This is a genomic window from Halomonas sp. hl-4, from assembly GCF_900215475.1.
In the GTDB taxonomy this organism is placed as follows: domain Bacteria; phylum Pseudomonadota; class Gammaproteobacteria; order Pseudomonadales; family Halomonadaceae; genus Vreelandella.
On record NZ_LT907845.1, the window covers coordinates 4,041,931 to 4,062,689 of the forward strand.

Sequence of the window (20,759 nt, forward strand, 5' to 3'; positions counted from 1 at the left end):
TTTTTCCATGAAGGATATGTGGCCATGCCCACATATCCTTCCGCTATTTCCTTACGTTCTGCTGCGTATCATTGACCTTCATTGTGGAGGTGTAGAATGCGGACTGCGAGGGCCTGGTAAATCTGAATAGGATCCGATGACACATTGTGTGCCAAACGCACCATTATTTACTGGCGCACCACTTTCGTCGCCAGCCATTCGATATCGTTGTTTTCTGATTTGTAGTTCTGTGAGTTGACCTCGGCTTCGCTTGCGAGTCGGGCGTTGTCGCTGGTGGTTAGCGATCCGCTTTCCACGGTGAAGAGCTGGCCTTCGGCGGCAAGGTCAGCGGCCAGTCGTTTGGCACATCTGCGGTATCCCCACCACGCATGAACCTGCTGCGCATTGAAGAAGATCTCAACGCTGCCCACCTGCGCCTGGCGCGCACCCTGGTTGAGCAACTGGACTGGGCAGAGTGCATCAATCGCTACGATCGGGAAGGGACTTTGTTTTATCATCTTGACCCGCCGTATTGGGGTGCCGCTGGCTATGACGATGACTTCCCGATCAAGGAGTATTACCGCATGGGCGAGCTGGCCCGAACAGGGCAGGGGCAGTTCGTGATCAGCGTCAATGACACCCCCGAAATGCGCGACACCTTCCAAGGCTTAACCCATCACACCACACAAATTAGGTACACTGTAGGCCAGCAGGCAACCGAGCCCCGCGGCGAGCTGATCATCACCAACCGCTAGGCAACCGTTAGGCTTCAGCCAGTTTACTTACAAAAACCGCTCCAATGAGGGCGGTTTCTTATGTTCACGATTAAGGAGTTTGCCCATGCAGGCGCTTATTCTGACTTTGATTTCACAGTTCTTCAGTCGTCAGCGTAATCTCGATGAGCTTTGGGAAGCGCTTGACTATTATGAGGCTAATGAAAAAAGCCCAGCTAGGCAGCTTCGATTGGAAGCTGCTTTTTTCAAAGCTTATAAGAAACCTGCTTCAGCTAAATTTCTCGCACGTCTCGCATATAGTAACTGGGGCCCGCGTGAGGCATTTAACGTCTTTGGGCGGACTTCAGTAGCAGTGAGCTGCGACTTCAATACTCATAATATTAGGCTTAGCCGATGGTTCAATCACGGCAGCTCTAAGCGTGTGCTAATTGCTTTGATGCTTGGGCTGACATTTTTAATGTTAGGTATGGCCTCTGTGTTATCTGGGTTTGTGCTTATGATTGGGACTGTTTCGCAGGTGTATTTAGCAGGTGGAGATGAAATATTAAAAGTAGGCGTTGAGAAGGGCATTAAGGTCTTTTCCACTGGTAGCATTGGAATAGCTGTGACTGTCTTTGGTGGTTTTTTGGGCTATATGGGCTGGGGGCTTATAATGGCTTTAGAAATTGAGTCCAAAGCATTGAAACTATATGAGGAGCTCAACCCAACAGATTCCTAGCACTTTCAGCCCACGGCGCGCCGTCGACTCCCCGCCTGCGCGCTAAACCTGTTTGTTTTTATGCACCCATGCACATGCCGCAAAGCTGCGCCGGAACTAGGGTTCACGACTTGATCGCCTGGGCTCGTTCTCATGCGGAATCCTGCGAATTTCTTCACAAAGCGGATGGTCGTGACTCAGGCAGACTGGGTTGCTCTGAGAAGTATGGGAAGCGTCGGAAAAAGGTAAGTTAGGTGATTTGGTTGTTTTTTTAACGCAACTAAATGATTTAAAACGATATATAGATTGCCTCTAAAAGGTAATTTTCCCGTAAGCTGTTGATAATTAATTATTTTAATAATTGATCATTTCACCTTATAAAAAGGTAATGTGGTTACCTATTGATCACCTTTTGAACGACTGTTTTAAATTTATTAATTTCAGTAGTTTATGCCATATTTTCGAGTTTGGTTACCTTTATTACCTTTTTCCGAGACCACCAAACATTCTGACGTACCCTTCTCGCATGATGCGCACGCACACGCGTCATGTGTGTATTTACCAAGGAAGGCAAACAGAGCAAAAAGCCTGATTTAGTTGGCACAATTTTGGTACTTGTTCTGTACGAGAGGCGTAACGGCGGGGTTTCGTTCTAATCAATCATCGGGGCCACAGAAAACCGGCGAGCTACGTTAGCGGGGCTTTGATTTGTCATATCAATCACTTGCATCATATCGATGCGGTATGAAAAGCGTTTAAATACCCATCCTATTTGTCATCACCGAATTAACGGCACTCATCAGAGTGTGGCGACGACGGAACGAAAGGGCAGCACACCCAGCGTATTCGCGCAGGGCGTTTAATGGCGAGCAATTGTACGCAAAAAAGGCCCCTCAGCCCAGACCAACAGTCTGCGGGAGTCGGAGCGCAGCTCGAGCGCCGCAGATCGTTGGTCATCCGTGGATAAATTGACTTCGGGATGATGGTGTTAGCGCTGAGCATGGGTTAGGGTTTGTTAATTAAGTTAATGAAATGCTGTGCGGCGAGCGGCAGATCAAACGAGTACAGCGCCTGGCGGGCGGTGCGCTGTACTGTACTGTACCTGATCAGCGACAAAGATCACTACCAGCCGGAAATGATCAAGCCTCAGGATATGCACAATGTGGAGATTTTGGGGCGGTGTGAGATTCGGATTGGGCGGGTTGTGTGACTGCATAACCATAAAGGCAGCTTTGTGGTTTTGAGGCCGTTAATAAATAAGCTACGGAGCTTTAGTAGATGGAAGATTTTTCTCCAATTGCCAGATTGAATAGAATTATTACCGATGCTAAGGGTTGCAATCGAACTTTTCCTACAAAGCGGGTATGGGGTAAGGTTCTCGATTTTGATTACTCAGATAGAGTTGAGATTTATGAGCACTCTGTAGAGTTTTATAGTCTTGTGCAATACGTTGAAAACACTTTAGGGGTTTTAGTTCAGGATCAAGTGACACGGGATCTATATGAAAAAGAATTTGAAAAGTTAAAGGCTCTTGCTTTTACTTTTTTGACGAATGAAAAATGGAACTCTTACCATGCTAAGATAGACGAGGGTGTGCTTCTTTCATTGAATATGGGCAAGGCTCTTTATAATAGTCTGGTAGATAAAAGTGAAAAGAGAGCAGGTGACGAGTACCTATTGAAGCTAAGGGAAGCTGCAGAAGAGTTGTTTGGTAATATTTTGCATAGCGATTTGCCTCGTGATTTGCGACTAAAACTTTGCGGTGATGTTATAAGAATAAAAAAAGCACTATCTCGCTATGAGCTGCATGGCTTGGATGGTATCGAAGAAGCAGTATCGACGCTTGGTGGGCGAGTAGGGTTACACACAACTGAGCTTGATAAGAGTAAGTTCAGTGATTTCCATGCAAAGCTAAATGATATGTTGCATGCTTATATTAAAGTGGCTGAAGCTGCCAATGTGACAACGTCGCTCATTGAGAATATGGGAAAGTTTGCAAGATCTATAGGCCTTAATATAGGCGATTAGATGTTATGTTTTTTTGAGAGGGCGTAATGAATGAAAAGTTAAAGTTTATATTTGAAGCGTTTGCAGCGTATTTTATACTGTTACAGATTTTTTCTGTGATTTATTTGTATTTTTTTTGGAAGGTCTTAGGTGTCGATTTTTTTGATTATGTTGCAATTCAAGACGTTATATTTTCTTCAGGCGAGTTTTCATTATATTTCACAGCATTTGTTATTTTGGGAGTGGCGTTTTTTTATAAATTTGAATTATTTCAAGGTAGGTCGCTTCTGTCTTTAAAGTGGTATTTGATATTTTTAATATTTACTATGTCACTAAGTGTGGTTGCATCTTTACATTTGCCATATGAGTATAAATGGTTGTGGAGGTATATTTTGTTATCCAATGCAGTTGCCGTGCATTATTTCTCATCTTCATTAGCAAGTAAAGGTGAAATAGCTAATTTTTTTACAAACAGATTATACGCTTATGTCTCAATATTTGTAATAATATCAGGTGTGAGCTTTTCCATATCTGTACCTGTTTGGGAGGGTTTAAGAATTCATGATTCAAATTTGGGTAAGGTGCGATATGTGAAAGTTAAAGATTGTGACGAATGTTATCATTGGCTTTTAGGCAGACTGGGCGAGTTCTCATTTGTTACGGTCAGAGATAAAAGCAAGGTGGTGGCTATTCCTAATGGAAATATAGAAAATATCACTCATCATTCTTACAGGTGATGGTTAATTTTTTATATGTCTCATTTGGTTTAGATTTTCATAGTGTTATGACACATAGGTAGTGAGCATAAATGGCCTGGTTAAGCCAATTTCTTACTTACATTTCTATTTTTTTGCCGCCCCCTCATCCATATACGCTCGCATCAACTTATCCCAACGCGTCGTATAACACGGGCTGCGGTGGGCACACCGTAGGTGCCAGGGGCCGTTCTTTTCCGATATCCCCAGTCTAACCGCTTCCTTTCCCATCTTCTCGTTCAGCGTATCCATGGTGGCCATGAGCTTGTACCCGAGCTGGCGTTCTTCTCGGGTATCCATCAGGCTGCTTCGCTGCAAGCATAAATGACACTTTTTGCAACGCTGGGGGTGTCGCTTTGAAAGACGCGGGATGATTACCTACTCGCCAGAAGGATGCGGCAACGGCCCCTGATATCAGGGGCAATCTCACTGGATGAAAAGAGGTGCTCAATGGCTAATTTCACGAGGACGAACTTAAGCCTGGATCACTATACCTGCGACGTCACCCCATCTTCAGTAGCACCCGGGTTTAGAGTCAGAAATAACTTTATCGTGTTTTACCACCAGTTGCTCGGCATAGGCTGACGGTGTCAGCCCTCCAAGACTCTTCTTCGGTCTTTCTTCGTTGTACTCCCGCCGCCATGCCTCGATGACAGCCTGGGCGTGTTGAAGGCTGGTGAACCAATGCTCATTTAGGCATTCATCTCGAAAGCGCCCATTGAACGATTCGATGTAGGCGTTTTGGTTGGGTTTTCCAGGTTCGATTAAAAACAGGGCAACGCCACGTAGATGCGCCCATGACAGCATGGCACGCCCACAGAACTCCTTTCCATTATCCGTACGAATGGCGCTCGGTAGGCCACGTTGTAGGGCCAGGTGATCCAGAATACGTGTTAAAAACAGTCCGCTAATGGCACGTTCAGGCACGATCGCCACGGCTTCATGGGTGGCGTCATCGACAACCGTGAGGCTCTTTATCACTCGTCCGTCTGCCGTCCGGTCAAACACAAAATCCATTGACCAGACCTGATTGGCAGCCCCAGGGCGACCAAGTGGCTTTCGCTCAGACATGGGAACCTTCTTGCGCTTGCGACGCTTCACCTGCAAGCGAGCTTCCGCATACAGACGCTCAACACGCTTGTGATTGACCGGTTCTCCGGCCTGACGCAGCTTCAGGTAGATCATGCCAGCGCCATAGCGGCGATGCCGGTGTGCCAAGGCAACAATGCGTTCACGCAATGTCTCATTGCGGTCAGGGGCCGGCTGGTAGCGCAATGCACTGGCACTCATACGAATGACACGGAGCGCTCTGCGCTCACTCAGGCCACGTGACACCATAAAGCGCACCACGTCTCGGCGTGCCGGGGCGCTCACCACTTTTTTCTCAGCGCCTCGCGAGTGACCTCCATTTCCAGTAGCGACTCTGCGAGCAGCTTTTTCAAGCGTCCATTTTCGGCTTCGAGTTCTTTGAGTCGCTTGGCATCGGGGACGCTCATGCCGCCAAACTTGCTCCGCCATAGATAGTAACTGGCTTCTGAGAAACCGTGCCGACGGCATAGCTCTTTGATGGACAGCCCCGCTTCGGCTTCGCCCAGGAAACCAATGATCTGTTCTTCGCTGAAACGCTTCTTCATGTCCAATCTCCTTACCCATAGGATCGGACTCTAAAGTGTAGCGCTACTCAATCAGGGGGTGATGTCGTAACCGCCAGCAGGGTTACGAAGTGCTTTATATGTTGAATACGGTCCTTTCGGCGTCAGCGCCCATCACTGCGCTACATAAGGGCGAGCTATTAATTCGTGATGAGCTGCCGAGTGATACACGCCAACAGTTGGATGTGAAGAAATGGCTAGAGGCTCGTCTATAAATTGTTGAAATATCGATAGCAAATGCCCAAAGAAACCTCTTTCCTGGCCATCGGTTGGCCGGGGAAGGGCGGATGACATGAACGTTTAAGCCCGTAGATTTCTCCTCGCACCTCCCATCTTCACCTGTACACCTTATGTTTGGCCATGTTCCCTATGATTTAGCGTATGGATACCCTCTGTCGTTCGCCAAGGGGTGGCATTGGTGTGGGGCTTTTGGCGGCTTAGCTGAGCGATGACGTCTGAGTGAGGTTGGCACTGTAGGGAACAGCAATCCTTTCCTTAATCAGCGGCTTATTTCACTGTGCATGGGGCGGGGGAGTGATAAGCTGGCGGCTATGGTGGTCGAGGAGCGGATATGCATAAGTTGAAAACAGGGTTTTTGCTAATAATAGTTGGCATTGCGTTATCCACCATGACGCTGCTTGTCGGCTGCAGCGATTCCGAGGAGCAGCCCCGTGAGACGGAAAATGCCGCGGCCGAGCAGGAGGAAGCAGCAAGCCGTGAGGCGCAAGAGCAACGCGAAGCCGCTGAAGAGAAAGAGCCGCTAGACGTGCGTATCCTGGTGTCGGCGTCGATCGGTTCGGACCGTCGCTTGCAGGTCGAGGGCGAGAGCAACCTGCCTGATGGTGCTCAGGTGCAAGTCATTGTCGAGCGTGAGCTCAGTCGTGTTCGCTGGCGGGAGCGAGTCGATATACAGCAGGGGCAGTTTGTCGCAGGGCCGTTTGGCCCCGGCAGTGGTTTGCCAGACGGGGGCTATAGCGTCAGCGTGGAGCTGTCCGAAGCCACCGTTCAGCCTGAATCTGTACAGCAACGCATTGGTGAAAAAGGTGAATATCTGGCAGGTGAGTTGGTCACTCAATCCCGCCACGGCCTAGGTCAGATTGCCGTCTACACCACACGCTTTATGGTGGGCAATGAACCTAGGCAGTCACGGGGTAACGCGGAGTTACTCCAAACGCCTTGAAAGGCACCCGCTAGGCTGAACGCCAGTGGGCTAACAATACCGCTTGGATTGTGGCTTCGCTTGTCGCTTTGCTTAACTGTTTAAGCTGCAGTTTGCCGTCTTGCTCTACCAGGTAAAGGCCTGCTTTATGAAATACATGGGTGGGGCCGAGCAGCAATAAATCGCCTGGCTTTGCAGGCGCAAAATCAGTCTCAGGTCCTGGCGTGACCATCATGCAGGGGGCTTTCCAGTTGGCCTTAAGCGGTAAATGTTCGGGTACAGTCATTGCCGTTGACTGCACTTGCTCCCAGGGGAGCGGGCCTTCATGGCTAAGAGTCAGCAGAAGTGGGGCGCTGTCGCCCTCAAGTAACGTGGCCAGTGAGCAGTCCAAGGCTTCAGCCAACGCCACTAACCGCTCGTGGCCAATTTGCTTAATCGCCCCAGACTCCCAATAAGAAATGGTGACATCTGATACGCCAACTTTACGTGCAAGGGCAGCTTTGTTGAGCTTGGCCCGAAGCCGCAGTTGCTTGATACGTGAGCCTAGCGATTCCATTTCGTTATCCTGTTGTTGAGCAAGGTCGCTCGTTAAAAATTGTCCATCAAAACGATGGCGTTAAAAAAATGCTCTCACCTGAAAATGAGACTTGAATTCACATAGTCAGCTTTACGATATATTAAGCGATTGTGCAATAACGCGCATCCGTTGCCAGACAACGGTGATTTAACTGACTTGTGACGCTTTCCCACGGAAGTCGTTCCCTAGGTGATGGTGCTGGTTAACCTTAGGGTGCGTATAATATCGCCACGCTTTATTGCCAAAAGGACGTTCCCATGACCGTACGTACCCGTATTGCGCCATCGCCAACGGGAGATCCCCACGTTGGTACCGCGTATATTGCGCTGTTCAATCTATGCTTCGCGCGTCAGCACGGCGGCCAATTTATCCTGCGTATCGAAGACACCGACCGCGTGCGCTCTACGCCCGAGTCGGAGCAGATGATTCTTGATTCGCTGCGCTGGTTGGGCCTTGAGTGGGATGAAGGCCCCGATGTGGGTGGCCCGCACGGTCCGTATCGGCAAAGCGAGCGTGGCGATATTTATGCGCAATACGCTCAGCAACTACTGGATGCCGGACATGCGTTCAAATGCTATCGCACCAGCGAGGAACTGGATGAGTTGCGTGAAGCACGCAAAGCTGCGGGTATGCAGCTGGCGCTAAAGCCGGCTGACTTGGCCCTGGATGAAGCTGAAGCAACGCGCCGTGCCCAGGAAAACTGGCCCTATGTGGTACGCATGAAGGTACCCATTGATGGCGTGTGTGTAGTGAGCGACATGCTGCGTGGCCGCATTGAAGTGGAATGGGCGCAGGTCGACGCTCAGATTTTGCTGAAATCTGACGGCATGCCCACCTATCATCTGGCCAACGTGGTCGATGATCATCTGATGGGCATTACCCATGTGCTGCGGGGGGAGGAGTGGATCAATTCCGCGCCCAAGCACCAGTTGCTTTACGAGTATTTTGGTTGGGACATGCCGCAGCTTTGCCATATGCCGCTGTTGCGCAACCCGGATAAGTCGAAGCTGTCAAAGCGTAAAAATCCGACGTCGATTAATTATTATCGCCGCATGGGTTTCTTGCCCCAGGCGGTAACCAACTACCTGGGCCGTATGGGTTGGTCGATGCCCGACGAGCGCGAAAAATTCAGTCTTTCAGAAATGATGGCAGCGTTCGATGTTCAGCGCGTTTCGCTGGGCGGGCCGGTGTTCGATCTGGAAAAGCTGACCTGGTTGAACGGAGTTTATATCCGTGAAGATCTGGATGATGACGGGTTATTGAAGGCATTGCGTGAGTGGGCCTTTAATGAGGACTACGTAAAGCAGATTCTGCCGCAGATTCGCCCCCGTATCGAAACGCTTGCTCAGGCGACGCCATTAGCGGGGCATTTCTTCTCCGGGTTGCCCGAACTGAAAGAGCAGGACTTCGACAGCGTCAAGCTTGAAAAAGACGACTTGGTGAAACTATTGCAATTCCTGGTCTGGCGTTTTGAGGCGGTGCCAGCGTGGCACAAAGAGGCGTTGCTCGAAGAAGTGAAAATACTGGCTGCACACTTTGATTTAAAAATGAAGGCGTTCCTGGCACCCGTGTTTATCGCGATTACCGGAAGTAGTACCAGTACCTCAGTGATGGATGCGATGGCGATTCTAGGCTCAGACGTTACTCGTGCCAGGTTGCGCCATGCAATTGAGGTGCTGGGCGGCGTTTCCAAGAAGCAGGCGAAGCGCTTTGAAAAAGAGTTCCGTGTACTCTGACGGTAGGTAAACCGCCCAACAAAGCAGCGATAAAATTTGGGCGTTTTCCTGGTTGACGAAGGCGAGCGTAATCAGTAATATACGCCCGTCTTCGCGACAAGTGGGGCCTTAGCTCAGCTGGGAGAGCGCAACACTGGCAGTGTTGAGGTCAGCGGTTCGATCCCGCTAGGCTCCACCATTATTGACTTCGTCATAACGCGAAGCGCGTATGAAACGTCCCATTCGTCTAGTGGTCTAGGACACCGCCCTTTCACGGCGGTAACAGGGGTTCGAACCCCCTATGGGACGCCATCATTTTTTCGTATCACCCCTTCCTTTTTGCCTGCGTTATAAAGCTCATTTTATGTGCTTTGCAGCAACGGTGTCTGCTCGTTTTACAACCCTCATTATATGCTGAAAATACGCCGATTTAGCATATTTTGTACTTGACTTGTCCACTTTTACGCTTTTGTGAGACAGGTTGTGCACAACCCCGCGGGCTTTTGTCTCTAACCTATTGTTTTGCCATTATCTCTTTAAAAACAACAGGTTATATTAGGTTAAAAAATGACCAATTTAAGTCTTCCCCACTGATCATGGCGATTGTGGGACGTTTTCTAGTGGTTGTGAACAGGGTTATCCACAGATAGTGTGGAAAACCCTGTCGGGGTAAAAAGGTAGGTGGAAAGTCAAGCATCTATTGCGCTTTGCGCAGACGTTTTAGTAGCGATGAGGTATCCCATCGGCCGCCACCAAGACGCTGCACATCGGCGTAAAACTGATCTACCAGTGCAGTGACTGGAAGAGTGGCGTCGAAGTGACGTGCCTGGGCTAAACAGATAGCAAGATCCTTGCGCATCCAGTCCACTGCAAAGCCGTGTTGATATTCATCGGCAATCATCGTTTTATGACGATTTTCCATTTGCCATGAACCAGCAGCCCCTTTGGATACCACGTCGATCACCTGTTGTTGATCGAGTCCAGCCTGTTCGGCAAAATGCAGGCCTTCAGCCAGCCCCTGTACTAACCCTGCAATGCAGATCTGGTTGACCATTTTGGTTAGCTGCCCACTGCTGGCGCTGCCCATCAGCGTCACGGCACGGGCATAGTGATCAAGAGTCGGTGCTACCGTATCGAAGTGCGCTTGCTGGCCGCCGCACATAATGGTGAGGGCGCCGTTTTCTGCACCCTGTTGGCCGCCGGAGACGGGCGCGTCAATAAAGGCGATGTCTTGCTTGCGGCAGGCGGCATCGAGTTCCAGAGCAAGGTCAGCCGAGGCGGTGGTGTGATCCACCAGGAAGCTGCCGCTGCCCATGGTGTGAAGCACGCCGTTTTCCCCGGTTGTCACTTCTCTTACATCGTTATCATTGCCAACGCACACCAATACAAGGTCAGCGCCTGCAGCGGCTTCGCGAGGCGTGGCGTGAGCGCTTCCGCCATATTCGTTTACCCAGGCGTCAGCCTTGCTGGCGGTTCGGTTGTAAACCCGGGTGGCAAGGCCTTGCTTGGCAAGATGGCCCGCCATGGGGTAGCCCATAACACCTAAGCCGATAAATGCGACGGTCTTAATCGTAGTCATACATCACCTGACGTTGTCGTGTTTTAAAGTGGCAATGGCAAAAACGCAAAAGGCCACCCAGAGGCGGCCTTTAGATGCTCGTTTCACCGTGCGAAGCGCGACTTATTTAGTCGGGTAGTCGCGTTGGTCGTGGCCAATGTAAAGCTGGCGAGGGCGACCGATTTTGTAGCTTTCGCTGAGCATTTCGTGCCAGTGAGAAATCCAACCAATAGTGCGTGATACCGCAAAAATCACGGTGAACATATTGGTTGGGACGCCCATAGCCTTCAAGATAATACCTGAATAGAAATCAACATTCGGGTACAGCTTGCGCTCGATGAAGTATTCGTCTTCAAGGGCAATCTGTTCCAGGCGCTTGGCGATTTTAAGCTGTGGATCGTTGGCCATGCCCAGTTCGTTGAGAACTTCGTCGCAGGTTTCTTTCATAACCTTGGCGCGCGGATCGAAGTTGCGATACACGCGGTGACCGAAGCCCATCAGCTTGAACGGGTCGTCTTTATCCTTGGCCTTGTCGATAAAGCGCTGGATGTTCTCTTCGGAGTCTTCACCGATTTCGTCGAGCATCGCCAGAACGGCTTCGTTGGCGCCGCCGTGTGCTGGGCCCCAGAGGGCGGCAATGCCCGCGCTGATACAGGCGAACGGGTTGGCACCGGTTGAGCCCGCCAGGCGCACGGTAGATGTGGACGCGTTCTGCTCGTGATCCGCATGCAGCATAAAGATGCGATCCATGGCCTTGGCGTACACCGGGTTGATTTTGTACTCCTCGCACGGGTTGCTGAACATCATGTAGAGGAAGTTCTCTGCATAGCTCAGGTCGTTGCGCGGGTAGTTGAACGGCTGGCCCACATTATATTTGTGCGACATTGCCGCGATGGTCGGCATCTTGGCGATCAGGCGAATCGCGCTGATCACGCGGTCTTCTTCTTTGGTGATGTCCATGTGGTCATGGTAGAACGCCGCAAGGCCACCTACCACGCCGCACAGAATCGACATCGGGTGCGCATCGCGGCGGAACCCTTTGAAGAAGTTGTTGATTTGGTCGTGAACCATGGTGTGGTTGCGAATCCGCGATTCAAAATCCGCGTACTGCTCGTCGTTGGGTAGCTCACCAAATAGCAGGGTATAGCAAACCTCAACGAAATTAGACTCTTTGGCCAGTTGATCAATGGGGTAGCCGCGGTGCAGCAACACGCCCTTGCCGCCATCAATATAGGTAATGGCAGATTGGCACGAAGAGGTGGCCATAAAGCCGGGGTCGTAGGTGAACAGGCCTTCGGCACCTAAGCCGCGTACGTCGATAACGTCGGGGCCAAGTGAGCCGGAGTACATCGGCAGTTCGATCGTTTTGTCTAGACCGTCTACCGTTAATGTTGCTTTCCTGTCAGCCATGCTGGCCTCCTTTCGAGTTCGGGTTGGGACGTAAAGTCGGTGTTGCGCATACCGCGCCGGCGAAAAGGCCTGCCCACTATAGAAGCGTGCGTCATTTTGTCAATTAGCCCTACCGCTAGGTATGCTTGTACGATGCTTGTTATCTTGGTTGATGTTTGTCCATGGTTGAGGTGCCGCTTTGCGCAGCTAATAGTGTCGTTAGGGTTAATACGTTAACCTGCTTACGAACGTGCTGGTTATCGACACTATAACCATGCTGCGATGCAAAATCGACTCACAAGATGGGGTTTTTTCTAGCACAATGGTCGAGTAAAACCTTAGTTCGGTTTGTCAGCAGGGGCTAAGCTTCTTATAATCTTCGGCGCGCGACCGGCAGGCAGGTGGTCGTGCCTGACTTGGCAACGGCCGAGCCCCTTCCAGTAATCACTGCCCGCTCGGGCTTCGCCCGACCTGTCGCAGAGCGGGCCAATAAGAGTGTGTATAAGCCGTGAATAGCAAACGACCCGTAAATTTAGACCTAACGACGATACACTTTCCCCTTCCGGCATTAACGTCGATCGCACACCGCATCACAGGTGTCATCCTGTTTGTTGGCCTCATTTTCGCTTTTTGGGCGCTAGGTAAATCGCTGTCTTCACCGGCAGGCTTTGATGCCGTGAGCAGTGCCCTGGCCAATAACTTCTTTGCAAAGTTTGTGGCGTGGGGCCTGCTGTCGGCGCTGGCGTTTCATTTCGTCGCGGGTATCAAGCACCTGCTGATGGATGTAAACATAGGTGTAACGCTTGAGGGTGGTGTTAAAAAAGCGCAAATCACCGTGGTGGCAAGCGCGATTCTGATTATTTTGGCAGGAGTCTGGGTATGGTAACCAACATCACAAGCTTTGGCCGTAGTGGCCTATCCGACTGGCTGATGCAGCGTGTTTCTGCAGTGGTGCTGGCCCTTTACACCGTCTTTATGGTGGCCTACCTGCTATTTAATCCTGATCTGGATTATTACGCCTGGAGCGCGCTGTTCGACCAAACCTGGATGCGCATATTCTCTTTGCTGGCCTTTATTTCTGTGGCAGCGCACGCCTGGATCGGCCTGTGGACCGTGACGACCGATTACCTTAAATCCACCTACGTTCGCGTTGGTGCCCAGTCTTTCATCATTCTGGCCATCTTTGTGTATCTGGTGTGGGGCATTCAAATTCTGTGGGGAGCTTGATACATGTCTAACCTACGTAGCCTGACCTTTGACGCCATTATCGTCGGTGGCGGTGGCTCTGGCCTGCGCGCTGCTCTAGAGCTTGCGAAATCCGGTAAAAAGACAGCCGTATTATCGAAAGTGTTCCCGACGCGCTCCCACACTGTGTCAGCCCAGGGCGGTATCACCTGTGCCATTGCCTCGGCAGACCCAGAAGATGACTGGCGTTGGCATATGTATGACACCGTCAAGGGCGGTGACTATATCGCTGACCAGGATGCCTCGGAGTACATGTGTTCTGAAGGCCCGAAAGCGGTCTTCGAGCTTGAGCACATGGGCCTGCCATTCTCACGTTTTGACAACGGCCGCATTTACCAGCGCCCGTTCGGTGGCCAGTCGAAAAACTTCGGCGAAGGCGGCCAGGCGGCACGTACTTGTGCTGCGGCCGACCGTACCGGCCATGCGCTGCTGCATACGCTGTACCAGAACAACCTCAAGAACAACACGACGTTCTTGAACGAGTGGTACGCAGTGGACCTGGTCAAGAATGCCGAAGGCGATGTAGTGGGCTGTATTGCCATGTGCATCGAGACCGGTGAAGTGGTTCACGTGAAATCGAAAGCCACGGTGCTGGCCACCGGCGGCGCGGGTCGTATCTACGCCTCGACCACCAACGCCCTGATCAACACCGGCGACGGTATCGGTATGGCGCTGCGCGCTGGCTTCCCGATGCAGGACATGGAAATGTGGCAGTTCCACCCGACCGGTATTTATGGCGCGGGCACGCTGGTCACCGAGGGTTGCCGTGGTGAAGGCGGCTACCTGATCAATAAGGACGGCGAGCGCTTCATGGAGCGTTATGCACCGAACGCTAAAGACCTGGCCGGTCGCGACGTGGTTGCGCGTTCCATGGTTATGGAAATTCTCGAAGGCCGTGGCTGCGGCGAGAAGGGCGATCACGTCTTCCTGAAGCTTGATCACCTGGGCGAAGAAGTCCTTGGCAAGCGCCTGCCCGGTATTGTTGAACTTTCCAAGACCTTCGCGCATGTCGACCCGGCCAAAGACCCGATTCCGGTCGTGCCGACCTGCCACTACATGATGGGCGGTATCCCGACCAACATTCATGGTCAGGCGATCACTCAAGATGACAGCGGTAAAGACCACATCGTCAACGGCCTCTACGCCTGCGGTGAAGCGGCGTGCGTATCGGTTCACGGGGCCAACCGTCTGGGCGGTAACTCGCTGCTTGATCTGGTGGTCTTCGGCCGTGCCGCGGGTATGTTTATCGAAGGCGCGCTGAACGAAGGTATCGAGTACCTCGACGCTTCCGAGTCGGACGTCGAATTCGCCATGAAGCGTATTACCCGCTGGAACGAGTCCGAAGGCGGCGAAAGCATTCCTGCGCTTAAGGCAGAGCTTCAAGACATCATGCAGACGTCTTTCGGTGTATTCCGTGAAGAGGAAAACATGCAGGAAGGTGTCAAGAAGCTGGAGGAGCTGCGCAGCCGTATTGCGAACGCCCACCTGCCGGACAAGTCCAACGCCTTTAACACCGCACGTGTTGAAGCCTTGGAACTCGACAACCTGATGGAAGTGGCCGAAGCGACGGCGATCGCGGCCCTCGAACGTAAAGAAAGCCGTGGTGCTCACTCGCGCTACGACTATCCTGACCGTGATGATGTCAACTGGTTGAAGCACTCGCTCTACTTCCCGGCCACCAAAGAGCTGAAGCAGCGAGACGTTAACTTCAAGCCGAAAACCGTTGATACCTTCGAGCCTAAGGTTCGTACCTACTAATCTCTGTAATGAGAGGGAGTCACCATGTCCAATCTTCAGGTATCCGTATACCGCTATAACCCGGAAACCGACTCCGCACCTTATATGCAGGAGTTTCAGGTCGATACCAAAGGCCGTGATGTAATGGTGCTGGATGTTCTTCACATGATGAAGGAGCAGGACAGCGGGCTGGCATTCCGTCGCAGCTGCCGCGAAGGGGTTTGCGGTTCCGACGGCATGAACATGAACGGTAAGAACGGCCTGGCATGCATTACGCCGCTGTCAGATGTTGTGAAAGGCAACAAGCTGACGCTGCGCCCGCTGCCTGGCCTGCCGGTCATTCGCGATATGGTCGTCGATATGGGGCTGTTCTATAAGCAGTACGAGCGTATTCAGCCGTACCTGCAGAACGACACCCCGGCACCGGCGATTGAGCGCCTGCAGTCGCCAGAAGAGCGCGACAAGCTGGATGGCTTGTATGAGTGTATTCTGTGCGCCTGCTGTTCAACTTCGTGCCCGTCGTTCTGGTGGAACCCGGACAAGTTTGTTGGCCCGGCCGGTCTGCTGCAGTCGTATCGTTTCCTGGCGGATTCGCGTGATACGGCCACCAGCGAGCGTTTGACCGATCTGGAAGATCCGTTTTCCGTGTTCCGTTGCCGCGGCATCATGAACTGCGTGGCGGTTTGTCCGAAAGGACTCAACCCCACGCGGGCGATTGGCAAAATCCGTGAAATGCTGTTGGCGGATGCCACGTAAAAGAAGGGGTTTTTATGCATAAAAAGCGAATACCACTTAAGTTGTGCATCAATGCCACTTAAATCGTGGCGCTTCGCTTGTTATCATAGGGCCTGTCATGTGGTGCGGCGTCGCGTCGCACCACTGACCAGTCAAGTTTAAAAGCCGGTGCCGCGAGTACCGGCTTTTGAGCATGAGCTGATAAGAAATTGAATTGAAAAGGGTTTCCGGCCATTGGTCGGTGCCGCCGGCAAATGTCCCGCCCCGCCGGCAGGGCAATACCGTTGTCGCCGCGGTGACGCGACGATACCGATACCACCCCATCAGTGCAGGGTGACCGAGAAATGCAACAAGGCATAATGGAGTTGATGTGGCGTTCCTCTCACGTTAGTGGTGGCAATGCCCACTACGTGGAAGCGCTTTACGAGCAGTACCTTGACGATTCTGAATCTGTCCCTGACGAGTGGCGCAGCTATTTTGACCAGTTGCCCCGGCCCGAGGGCAGTGCCTCCCACGATGTTCCACTAAGCCCTATTCGTGATCAGTTCTATCAGTTGGGCCGTGAAAATCGCCCTGCTCGGGTAGTTGCCGCTGAGAGTGGCGAGAATAAAAAGCAGGTGAAAGTCCTGCAGCTGATTAACGCTTACCGCTTTCGTGGCCATCAAAAGGCCAATATCGATCCGCTTGGGCTGCGTAATCCCACCCCCGTCCCCGACCTCGACCTTTCTTTCCATCAGCTTTCCAAAGCTGACCTGGATACCGAGTTTCAGACTGGTTCGTTCTTCTTAGGCATCGACAAAGCACCGTTGCGCGAGATTGTGGATGCGCTGGAACGCACCTACTGTCGCTCGATCGGCTGCGAGATCATGCACATTGTCGATACCGAAGAGAAACGCTGGCTACAACGGCGCTTCGAGTCGGTACGCAGTGCGCCCAAGTTCAGCGATGACGTGCGCAAGCACGTGCTGGAACGCCTGACCGCCGCCGAAGGGCTGGAAAACTATCTGGCGTCCAAGTATCCGGGCACCAAGCGCTTCGGTCTGGAAGGCGGCGAAGCCTTTGTACCGATGATGGACGAACTTATCCAGCGGGCGGGCGGTTACGGCACTAAAGAAGTCGTAATTGGTATGGCTCACCGCGGGCGCCTCAACCTGCTGGTCAATATCCTGGGTAAAAACCCGGCTGAGTTGATCGACGAGTTCGACGGCAAAAAAGTCATCGAGCGCGGTTCGGGTGACGTGAAGTATCACCAGGGTTTCAGTTCGAACGTCATGTCACCGGGCGGCGAAGTCCACCTGGCGATGTCGTTCAACCCGTCGCATCTGGAAATAGTCGCGCCGGTGGTGGAAGGCTCAGTACGCGCACGTCAGGACCGTCGTAACGACGAAGAAGGCAGCAAAGTACTGCCGATTAATGTCCATGGCGATGCGGCGTTTGCAGGGCAGGGTGTGGTCATGGAGACATTCCAGATGTCTCAAACCCGCGCTTATAAAACTGGCGGCACGATCCACATCGTGATCAATAATCAGGTGGGCTTTACCACGTCCCACCCGCTGGATGCACGCTCCACCGAATACTGTACCGATATCGCTAAAATGGTTCAGGCGCCGATTTTTCACGTTAACGGCGATGATGCGGACGCAGTGCTCCATGCTACCCAGGTAGCACTAGACTACCGTCAGGAATTTAAGAAAGACGTGGTGATTGATCTTGTCTGCTACCGTCGGCGCGGTCATAACGAAGCCGATGAGCCTTCTGGCACCCAGCCGATGATGTACTCGAAGATCAAAGACCATCCCTCTTCGCGCTCGCTATATGCCAAGCGGCTGGTGGAGCAAGGCGTTTTGTCTGAAGAAGACGCCAAGGCGATGATCGAAACCTACCGCGACGATCTGGTGGCCGGTAACCACGTGGCCAACGCCTTGGTTCAAGAGCCTAACAAATCGCTATTTGTCGACTGGACGCCGTACCTCGGCCACGAATGGACCGGCGATGCTGATACCACCTTCGACATGAAGCAGCTGCAGCAGCTGGCCGCGAAAATGTGCGAGGTTCCAGACGGAATCGATGTACAGCGCCAGGTGGCTAAGATCTATGAAGATCGCCGCAAGATGCAGGCCGGTGGTATGGGGCTCAACTGGGGGTTTGCGGAAACCCTGGCTTACGCAACGCTACTTGAGCAGGGCCACCCGATCCGTATTACCGGTCAGGATGTAGGGCGCGGTACTTTCTCGCATCGCCATGCCGTGGTGCATAACCAGAAAGATGGCTCTACCTATGTGCCACTGCAGAATATGTCAGACGGCCAACCGCGTTTTACTATTCACGACTCTTTCCTCTCGGAAGAAGCGGTGCTGGCGTTCGAATATGGCTACTCGACCACGGCACCGAATGACTTGGTGATTTGGGAAGCCCAGTTCGGTGACTTCTTCAATGGCGCGCAGGTCGTTGTGGATCAGTTCATCTCTTCGGGTGAAACCAAGTGGGGCCGTTTGTGCGGCTTAACCATGCTTCTACCCCATGGCTATGAAGGGCAGGGCCCCGAGCATTCCTCGGCTCGCTTAGAGCGGTTCTTGCAAATGTGTGCTGAGCACAACATGCAGGTATGTGTGCCGACCACGCCCGCGCAGATTTACCATCTACTGCGCCGTCAGGTGATTCGTCCGCTGCGTAAGCCGCTGGTGGTGATGTCACCTAAATCGCTGTTGCGTCATAAACAAGCGACGTCGAGCCTTGAAGACTTGGCCCATGGCAAGTTCCACATGGTACTGCCCGACCAGGCAGAGCTGGCAGCCGAGAAGGTTACGCGCGTCGTCCTGTGTGCGGGCAAGGTCTACTATGATCTTGCCAATTGGCGGGCTGAAAACGAGCGTCAAGATACGGCGATCCTGCGCCTTGAGCAGCTTTACCCCTTCCCGAAAGAAGAGCTTTTAGAAGCCCTTCAGGCATATACCCAGTTGGAAGACATTGTCTGGTGCCAGGAAGAACCGTTGAATCAAGGCGCTTGGTACTCCAGCCAGCACCATATGCGCACCGTGGCCGATATGCTGAAAGATGGCCTAGGACGTGAGTTGAAATTCGCAGGACGTCCTGCCTCTGCCGCACCGGCAGCCGGCTATATGTCCGTTCATACTGAACAGCAGCGCCAGCTGGTGGAAGACGCGTTTAATCTTTAATCGCCCACCGGATTTAGAGAACACATAAGGGAAACGACATGGCTACCGAGATCAAAGCGCCAACCTTTCCGGAATCCGTTGCCGAAGGCACTGTGGCCGCGTGGCATAAGAAGCCGGGCGACAGCGTTGAGCGTGACGAGCTAATTGTTGAAATTGAAACCGACAAAGTGGTGCTCGAAGTCGTCGCACCGGAAGCGGGTACCCTGACCGACGTGATGGCCGAGGAAGGCGATACCGTCGAGTCTGAGCAGGTGCTGGGTAAAATCGGCGAAGGCGAAGCCTCCGGCGATAGCGGCAAGAAAGAAGGTGCGTCTTCTAGCGATGACAGCGCGGAGAAGTCAGAAAAGAAATCTGACGACAAGAAAGAAGCTAAAAAAGCCAGCGGCGGTAACGGCGGTGGTAAGCAGCATGAGGTGAAAGCACCGAGCTTCCCTGAGTCCATCCAGGAAGGCACCGTTGCTACATGGCACAAAAAAGTTGGCGAAGCGGTGAAGCGCGATGACGTGCTGGCCGACATCGAAACCGACAAAGTGGTGCTTGAAGTCGTCGCGCCCGCTGATGGCGCCCTGGCCGAGATCAAAGCCGAAGAAGGCAGCCAGGTTGAGTCAGAAGCTGTGCTTGCGACCTTCACCGAAGGCGCAGGCGGTGAAAGTAGTGGCGATAGCGGTGGCGATTCAGCGCCCGCAAAAGCAGACAGCAGCGATGGTGATGATGCCGATGAGAAAGTTGGTGACAAAATCCTCGCCCCGGCCGCCCGCAAAATGGTCGCCGAGCATGACCTGGACGTAGCCAAGATTGAGGGCACCGGCAAAGGTGGCCGTATCTTGAAAGAAGACGTTCAAAAAGTGGTAAAAGATGGTTCGGCCAAGAAAGCTGCAAAATCTGCTGCCCCTGCGAAAGCGGCCGCAGCCCCCGCTGCTGAAGGTGAGCGCGTTGAGAAACGCGTTCCTATGAGCCGTCTGCGTCAAACCATCGCCAAGCGTCTGGTCCAGGCACAGCAAACCGCTGCCATGCTGACCACGTATAACGAAGTGGACATGACAGCGGTCATGGAATTACGTGCGCAGTACAAGGATACGTTCCTGAAAGCGCACGATACCAAGCTCGGCTTTATGGGCTTTTTCGTCAAGGCCGCCTCCGAGGCGCTCAAGCGCTTCCCGGACGTTAATGCCTCCATCGACGGTACTGAAATCGTGTACCACGGCTACCAGGATATCGGCGTTGCGGTGTCGACGCCGCGTGGCCTGGTCGTGCCGGTATTGCGCGACACTGATAGCATGAAAATCGCCGATGTCGAGAAGACAATCGTCGACTTCGGTAAGCGTGCACGTGACGGTAAGCTTGGCATCGACGAAATGCAGGGCGGCACCTTTACGATTACCAACGGCGGTATCTTCGGTTCGCTGATGTCGACCCCGATTATTAACCCGCCGCAAACCGCCATTCTGGGGATGCACAAGATTCAGGAACGTCCCATGGCGGTTAATGGCAAGGTCGAGATTCGCCCCATGATGTACCTGGCGGTTTCCTACGACCACCGGATGATCGACGGCAAAGACGCCGTGCAATTCCTGGTGACCATTAAAGAGCTGCTGGAAGATCCCGCACGCCTGTTGCTGGACGTGTAAGGTCATCGCGACCTAC

General features: G+C 52.5%; 19 protein-coding genes, 2 tRNA genes and 1 pseudogene. 15 read left to right on the forward strand and 7 right to left on the reverse strand.

Annotated elements, in window-relative coordinates; all coding sequences use genetic code 11:
* Positions 1-167 precede the first annotated feature (167 nt).
* Positions 168-497 carry a hypothetical protein gene (locus CPH17_RS18905; RefSeq protein WP_074395774.1) on the reverse strand — a complete coding sequence of 110 codons (330 nt, stop codon included), beginning with the start codon at positions 495-497 and terminating at the stop codon, positions 168-170.
* Between CPH17_RS18905 and CPH17_RS20020 the strand changes: the two genes are divergently transcribed.
* The 4 genes from CPH17_RS20020 (at position 486) to CPH17_RS18920 (ending at position 4,154) form a co-directional block, all read left to right on the forward strand.
* Positions 486-734, forward strand: coding sequence for a hypothetical protein (locus tag CPH17_RS20020; RefSeq protein WP_156524098.1), 249 nt, complete (start codon positions 486-488; stop codon positions 732-734). The two genes, CPH17_RS18905 and CPH17_RS20020, sit on opposite strands and share 12 nt — an antisense overlap.
* 85 nt (positions 735-819) lie before the next feature.
* A complete protein-coding gene (locus tag CPH17_RS18910) occupies positions 820-1,431 on the forward strand; it encodes a hypothetical protein (RefSeq protein ID WP_074395775.1) in 612 nt (203 codons plus the stop codon).
* 1,257 nt (positions 1,432-2,688) lie between these two features.
* Positions 2,689-3,438 carry a hypothetical protein gene (locus CPH17_RS18915; RefSeq protein WP_096300815.1) on the forward strand — a complete coding sequence of 250 codons (750 nt, stop codon included), beginning with the start codon at positions 2,689-2,691 and terminating at the stop codon, positions 3,436-3,438.
* A 26-nt stretch (positions 3,439-3,464) separates the two neighbouring features.
* Positions 3,465-4,154 carry a hypothetical protein gene (locus CPH17_RS18920; protein ID WP_074395777.1) on the forward strand — a complete coding sequence of 230 codons (690 nt, stop codon included), beginning with the start codon at positions 3,465-3,467 and terminating at the stop codon, positions 4,152-4,154.
* Positions 4,155-4,259: 105 nt separating this feature from the next.
* Here the strand turns inward: CPH17_RS18920 and CPH17_RS20540 are convergent, their stop codons facing one another.
* From CPH17_RS20540 to CPH17_RS20330, 3 genes and pseudogenes are all read right to left on the reverse strand, one after another.
* Positions 4,260-4,472: a DUF4113 domain-containing protein gene (locus CPH17_RS20540; protein WP_074395778.1), complete on the reverse strand. Its 213-nt coding sequence runs from the start codon at positions 4,470-4,472 to the stop codon at positions 4,260-4,262.
* 213 nt (positions 4,473-4,685) lie between these two features.
* On the reverse strand, positions 4,686-5,729 hold the full coding sequence (locus CPH17_RS18930) for an IS3 family transposase (protein ID WP_074394834.1): 1,044 nt from the start codon (positions 5,727-5,729) through the stop codon (positions 4,686-4,688).
* Positions 5,657-5,806, reverse strand: a pseudogene (locus tag CPH17_RS20330) (transposase); the annotation flags it as partial. The pseudogene CPH17_RS20330 and the gene CPH17_RS18930, both read right to left, overlap by 73 nt.
* Positions 5,807-5,904: 98 nt before the next feature.
* Between CPH17_RS20330 and CPH17_RS20430 the strand changes: the two are divergent.
* Together CPH17_RS20430 and CPH17_RS18935 are read left to right on the forward strand one after the other, a co-directional pair.
* Positions 5,905-6,039: a hypothetical protein gene (locus CPH17_RS20430; protein WP_269449428.1), complete on the forward strand. Its 135-nt coding sequence runs from the start codon at positions 5,905-5,907 to the stop codon at positions 6,037-6,039.
* A 356-nt stretch (positions 6,040-6,395) separates the two neighbouring features.
* Positions 6,396-7,004: a hypothetical protein gene (locus CPH17_RS18935; RefSeq protein ID WP_096300817.1), complete on the forward strand. Its 609-nt coding sequence runs from the start codon at positions 6,396-6,398 to the stop codon at positions 7,002-7,004.
* 10 nt (positions 7,005-7,014) lie between these two features.
* On the opposite strand, the gene CPH17_RS18940 is transcribed toward CPH17_RS18935, so the two are convergent.
* Entirely contained in the window at positions 7,015-7,539 is a 525-nt protein-coding gene (locus CPH17_RS18940; RefSeq protein ID WP_074395780.1) for a helix-turn-helix domain-containing protein, read from the reverse strand.
* A 278-nt stretch (positions 7,540-7,817) separates the two neighbouring features.
* Between CPH17_RS18940 and gltX the strand changes: the two genes are divergently transcribed.
* From gltX to CPH17_RS18955, 3 genes are all read left to right on the forward strand, one after another.
* Positions 7,818-9,296, forward strand: a complete 1,479-nt coding sequence (gltX, locus tag CPH17_RS18945) for a glutamate--tRNA ligase (protein WP_074395781.1) — start codon at positions 7,818-7,820, stop codon at positions 9,294-9,296.
* Between the two features lie 102 nt (positions 9,297-9,398).
* Positions 9,399-9,474, forward strand: a tRNA-Ala gene (locus CPH17_RS18950).
* A gap of 37 nt (positions 9,475-9,511) precedes the next feature.
* Positions 9,512-9,587, forward strand: a tRNA-Glu gene (locus tag CPH17_RS18955).
* Positions 9,588-9,972: 385 nt separating this feature from the next.
* On the opposite strand, the gene CPH17_RS18960 is transcribed toward CPH17_RS18955, so the two are convergent.
* On the reverse strand, positions 9,973-10,854 hold the full coding sequence (locus tag CPH17_RS18960; protein ID WP_096300818.1) for an NAD(P)-dependent oxidoreductase: 882 nt from the start codon (positions 10,852-10,854) through the stop codon (positions 9,973-9,975).
* Positions 10,855-10,956: 102 nt separating this feature from the next.
* Complete coding sequence (gene gltA, locus CPH17_RS18965; protein ID WP_074395783.1) at positions 10,957-12,243, reverse strand: citrate synthase; 1,287 nt, start codon at positions 12,241-12,243, stop codon at positions 10,957-10,959.
* Between the two features lie 487 nt (positions 12,244-12,730).
* On the opposite strand from gltA, the gene sdhC reads away from it, so the two are divergent.
* The 6 genes from sdhC (at position 12,731) to odhB (ending at position 20,743) form a co-directional block, all read left to right on the forward strand.
* On the forward strand, positions 12,731-13,108 hold the full coding sequence (gene sdhC / locus CPH17_RS18970; RefSeq protein WP_074395784.1) for a succinate dehydrogenase, cytochrome b556 subunit: 378 nt from the start codon (positions 12,731-12,733) through the stop codon (positions 13,106-13,108).
* A complete protein-coding gene (gene sdhD, locus CPH17_RS18975) occupies positions 13,102-13,449 on the forward strand; it encodes a succinate dehydrogenase, hydrophobic membrane anchor protein (RefSeq protein ID WP_074395785.1) in 348 nt (115 codons plus the stop codon). Before sdhC ends, sdhD begins: the two co-directional genes overlap by 7 nt.
* Before the next feature lie 3 nt (positions 13,450-13,452).
* The gene (sdhA, locus tag CPH17_RS18980) at positions 13,453-15,225 is read left to right on the forward strand and encodes a succinate dehydrogenase flavoprotein subunit (RefSeq protein ID WP_074395786.1); all 1,773 of its coding nucleotides are present in this window, start codon (positions 13,453-13,455) and stop codon (positions 15,223-15,225) included.
* 24 nt (positions 15,226-15,249) lie between these two features.
* Entirely contained in the window at positions 15,250-15,960 is a 711-nt protein-coding gene (locus CPH17_RS18985) for a succinate dehydrogenase iron-sulfur subunit (RefSeq protein ID WP_074395787.1), read from the forward strand.
* Positions 15,961-16,283: 323 nt separating this feature from the next.
* The gene (locus CPH17_RS18990; protein WP_074395788.1) at positions 16,284-19,115 is read left to right on the forward strand and encodes a 2-oxoglutarate dehydrogenase E1 component; all 2,832 of its coding nucleotides are present in this window, start codon (positions 16,284-16,286) and stop codon (positions 19,113-19,115) included.
* Between the two features lie 38 nt (positions 19,116-19,153).
* Entirely contained in the window at positions 19,154-20,743 is a 1,590-nt protein-coding gene (gene odhB, locus CPH17_RS18995) for a 2-oxoglutarate dehydrogenase complex dihydrolipoyllysine-residue succinyltransferase (protein WP_074395789.1), read from the forward strand.
* Positions 20,744-20,759: the final 16 nt, after the last annotated feature.

Coding starts and splice junctions, on each gene's coding strand:
- CPH17_RS18905 (WP_074395774.1), bottom strand. CDS start 497: ATGATAAAACAAAGTCCCTTCCCGATCGTAGCGATTGATGCACTCTGC.
- CPH17_RS18910 (WP_074395775.1), top strand. CDS start 820: ATGCAGGCGCTTATTCTGACTTTGATTTCACAGTTCTTCAGTCGTCAG.
- CPH17_RS18915 (WP_096300815.1), top strand. CDS start 2,689: ATGGAAGATTTTTCTCCAATTGCCAGATTGAATAGAATTATTACCGAT.
- CPH17_RS18920 (WP_074395777.1), top strand. CDS start 3,465: ATGAATGAAAAGTTAAAGTTTATATTTGAAGCGTTTGCAGCGTATTTT.
- CPH17_RS20540 (WP_074395778.1), bottom strand. CDS start 4,472: ATGGATACCCGAGAAGAACGCCAGCTCGGGTACAAGCTCATGGCCACC.
- CPH17_RS18930 (WP_074394834.1), bottom strand. CDS start 5,729: ATGCCGTCGGCACGGTTTCTCAGAAGCCAGTTACTATCTATGGCGGAG.
- CPH17_RS20430 (WP_269449428.1), top strand. CDS start 5,905: ATGTTGAATACGGTCCTTTCGGCGTCAGCGCCCATCACTGCGCTACAT.
- CPH17_RS18935 (WP_096300817.1), top strand. CDS start 6,396: ATGCATAAGTTGAAAACAGGGTTTTTGCTAATAATAGTTGGCATTGCG.
- CPH17_RS18940 (WP_074395780.1), bottom strand. CDS start 7,539: ATGGAATCGCTAGGCTCACGTATCAAGCAACTGCGGCTTCGGGCCAAG.
- gltX (WP_074395781.1), top strand. CDS start 7,818: ATGACCGTACGTACCCGTATTGCGCCATCGCCAACGGGAGATCCCCAC.
- CPH17_RS18960 (WP_096300818.1), bottom strand. CDS start 10,854: ATGACTACGATTAAGACCGTCGCATTTATCGGCTTAGGTGTTATGGGC.
- gltA (WP_074395783.1), bottom strand. CDS start 12,243: ATGGCTGACAGGAAAGCAACATTAACGGTAGACGGTCTAGACAAAACG.
- sdhD (WP_074395785.1), top strand. CDS start 13,102: ATGGTAACCAACATCACAAGCTTTGGCCGTAGTGGCCTATCCGACTGG.
- sdhA (WP_074395786.1), top strand. CDS start 13,453: ATGTCTAACCTACGTAGCCTGACCTTTGACGCCATTATCGTCGGTGGC.
- CPH17_RS18985 (WP_074395787.1), top strand. CDS start 15,250: ATGTCCAATCTTCAGGTATCCGTATACCGCTATAACCCGGAAACCGAC.
- CPH17_RS18990 (WP_074395788.1), top strand. CDS start 16,284: ATGCAACAAGGCATAATGGAGTTGATGTGGCGTTCCTCTCACGTTAGT.
- odhB (WP_074395789.1), top strand. CDS start 19,154: ATGGCTACCGAGATCAAAGCGCCAACCTTTCCGGAATCCGTTGCCGAA.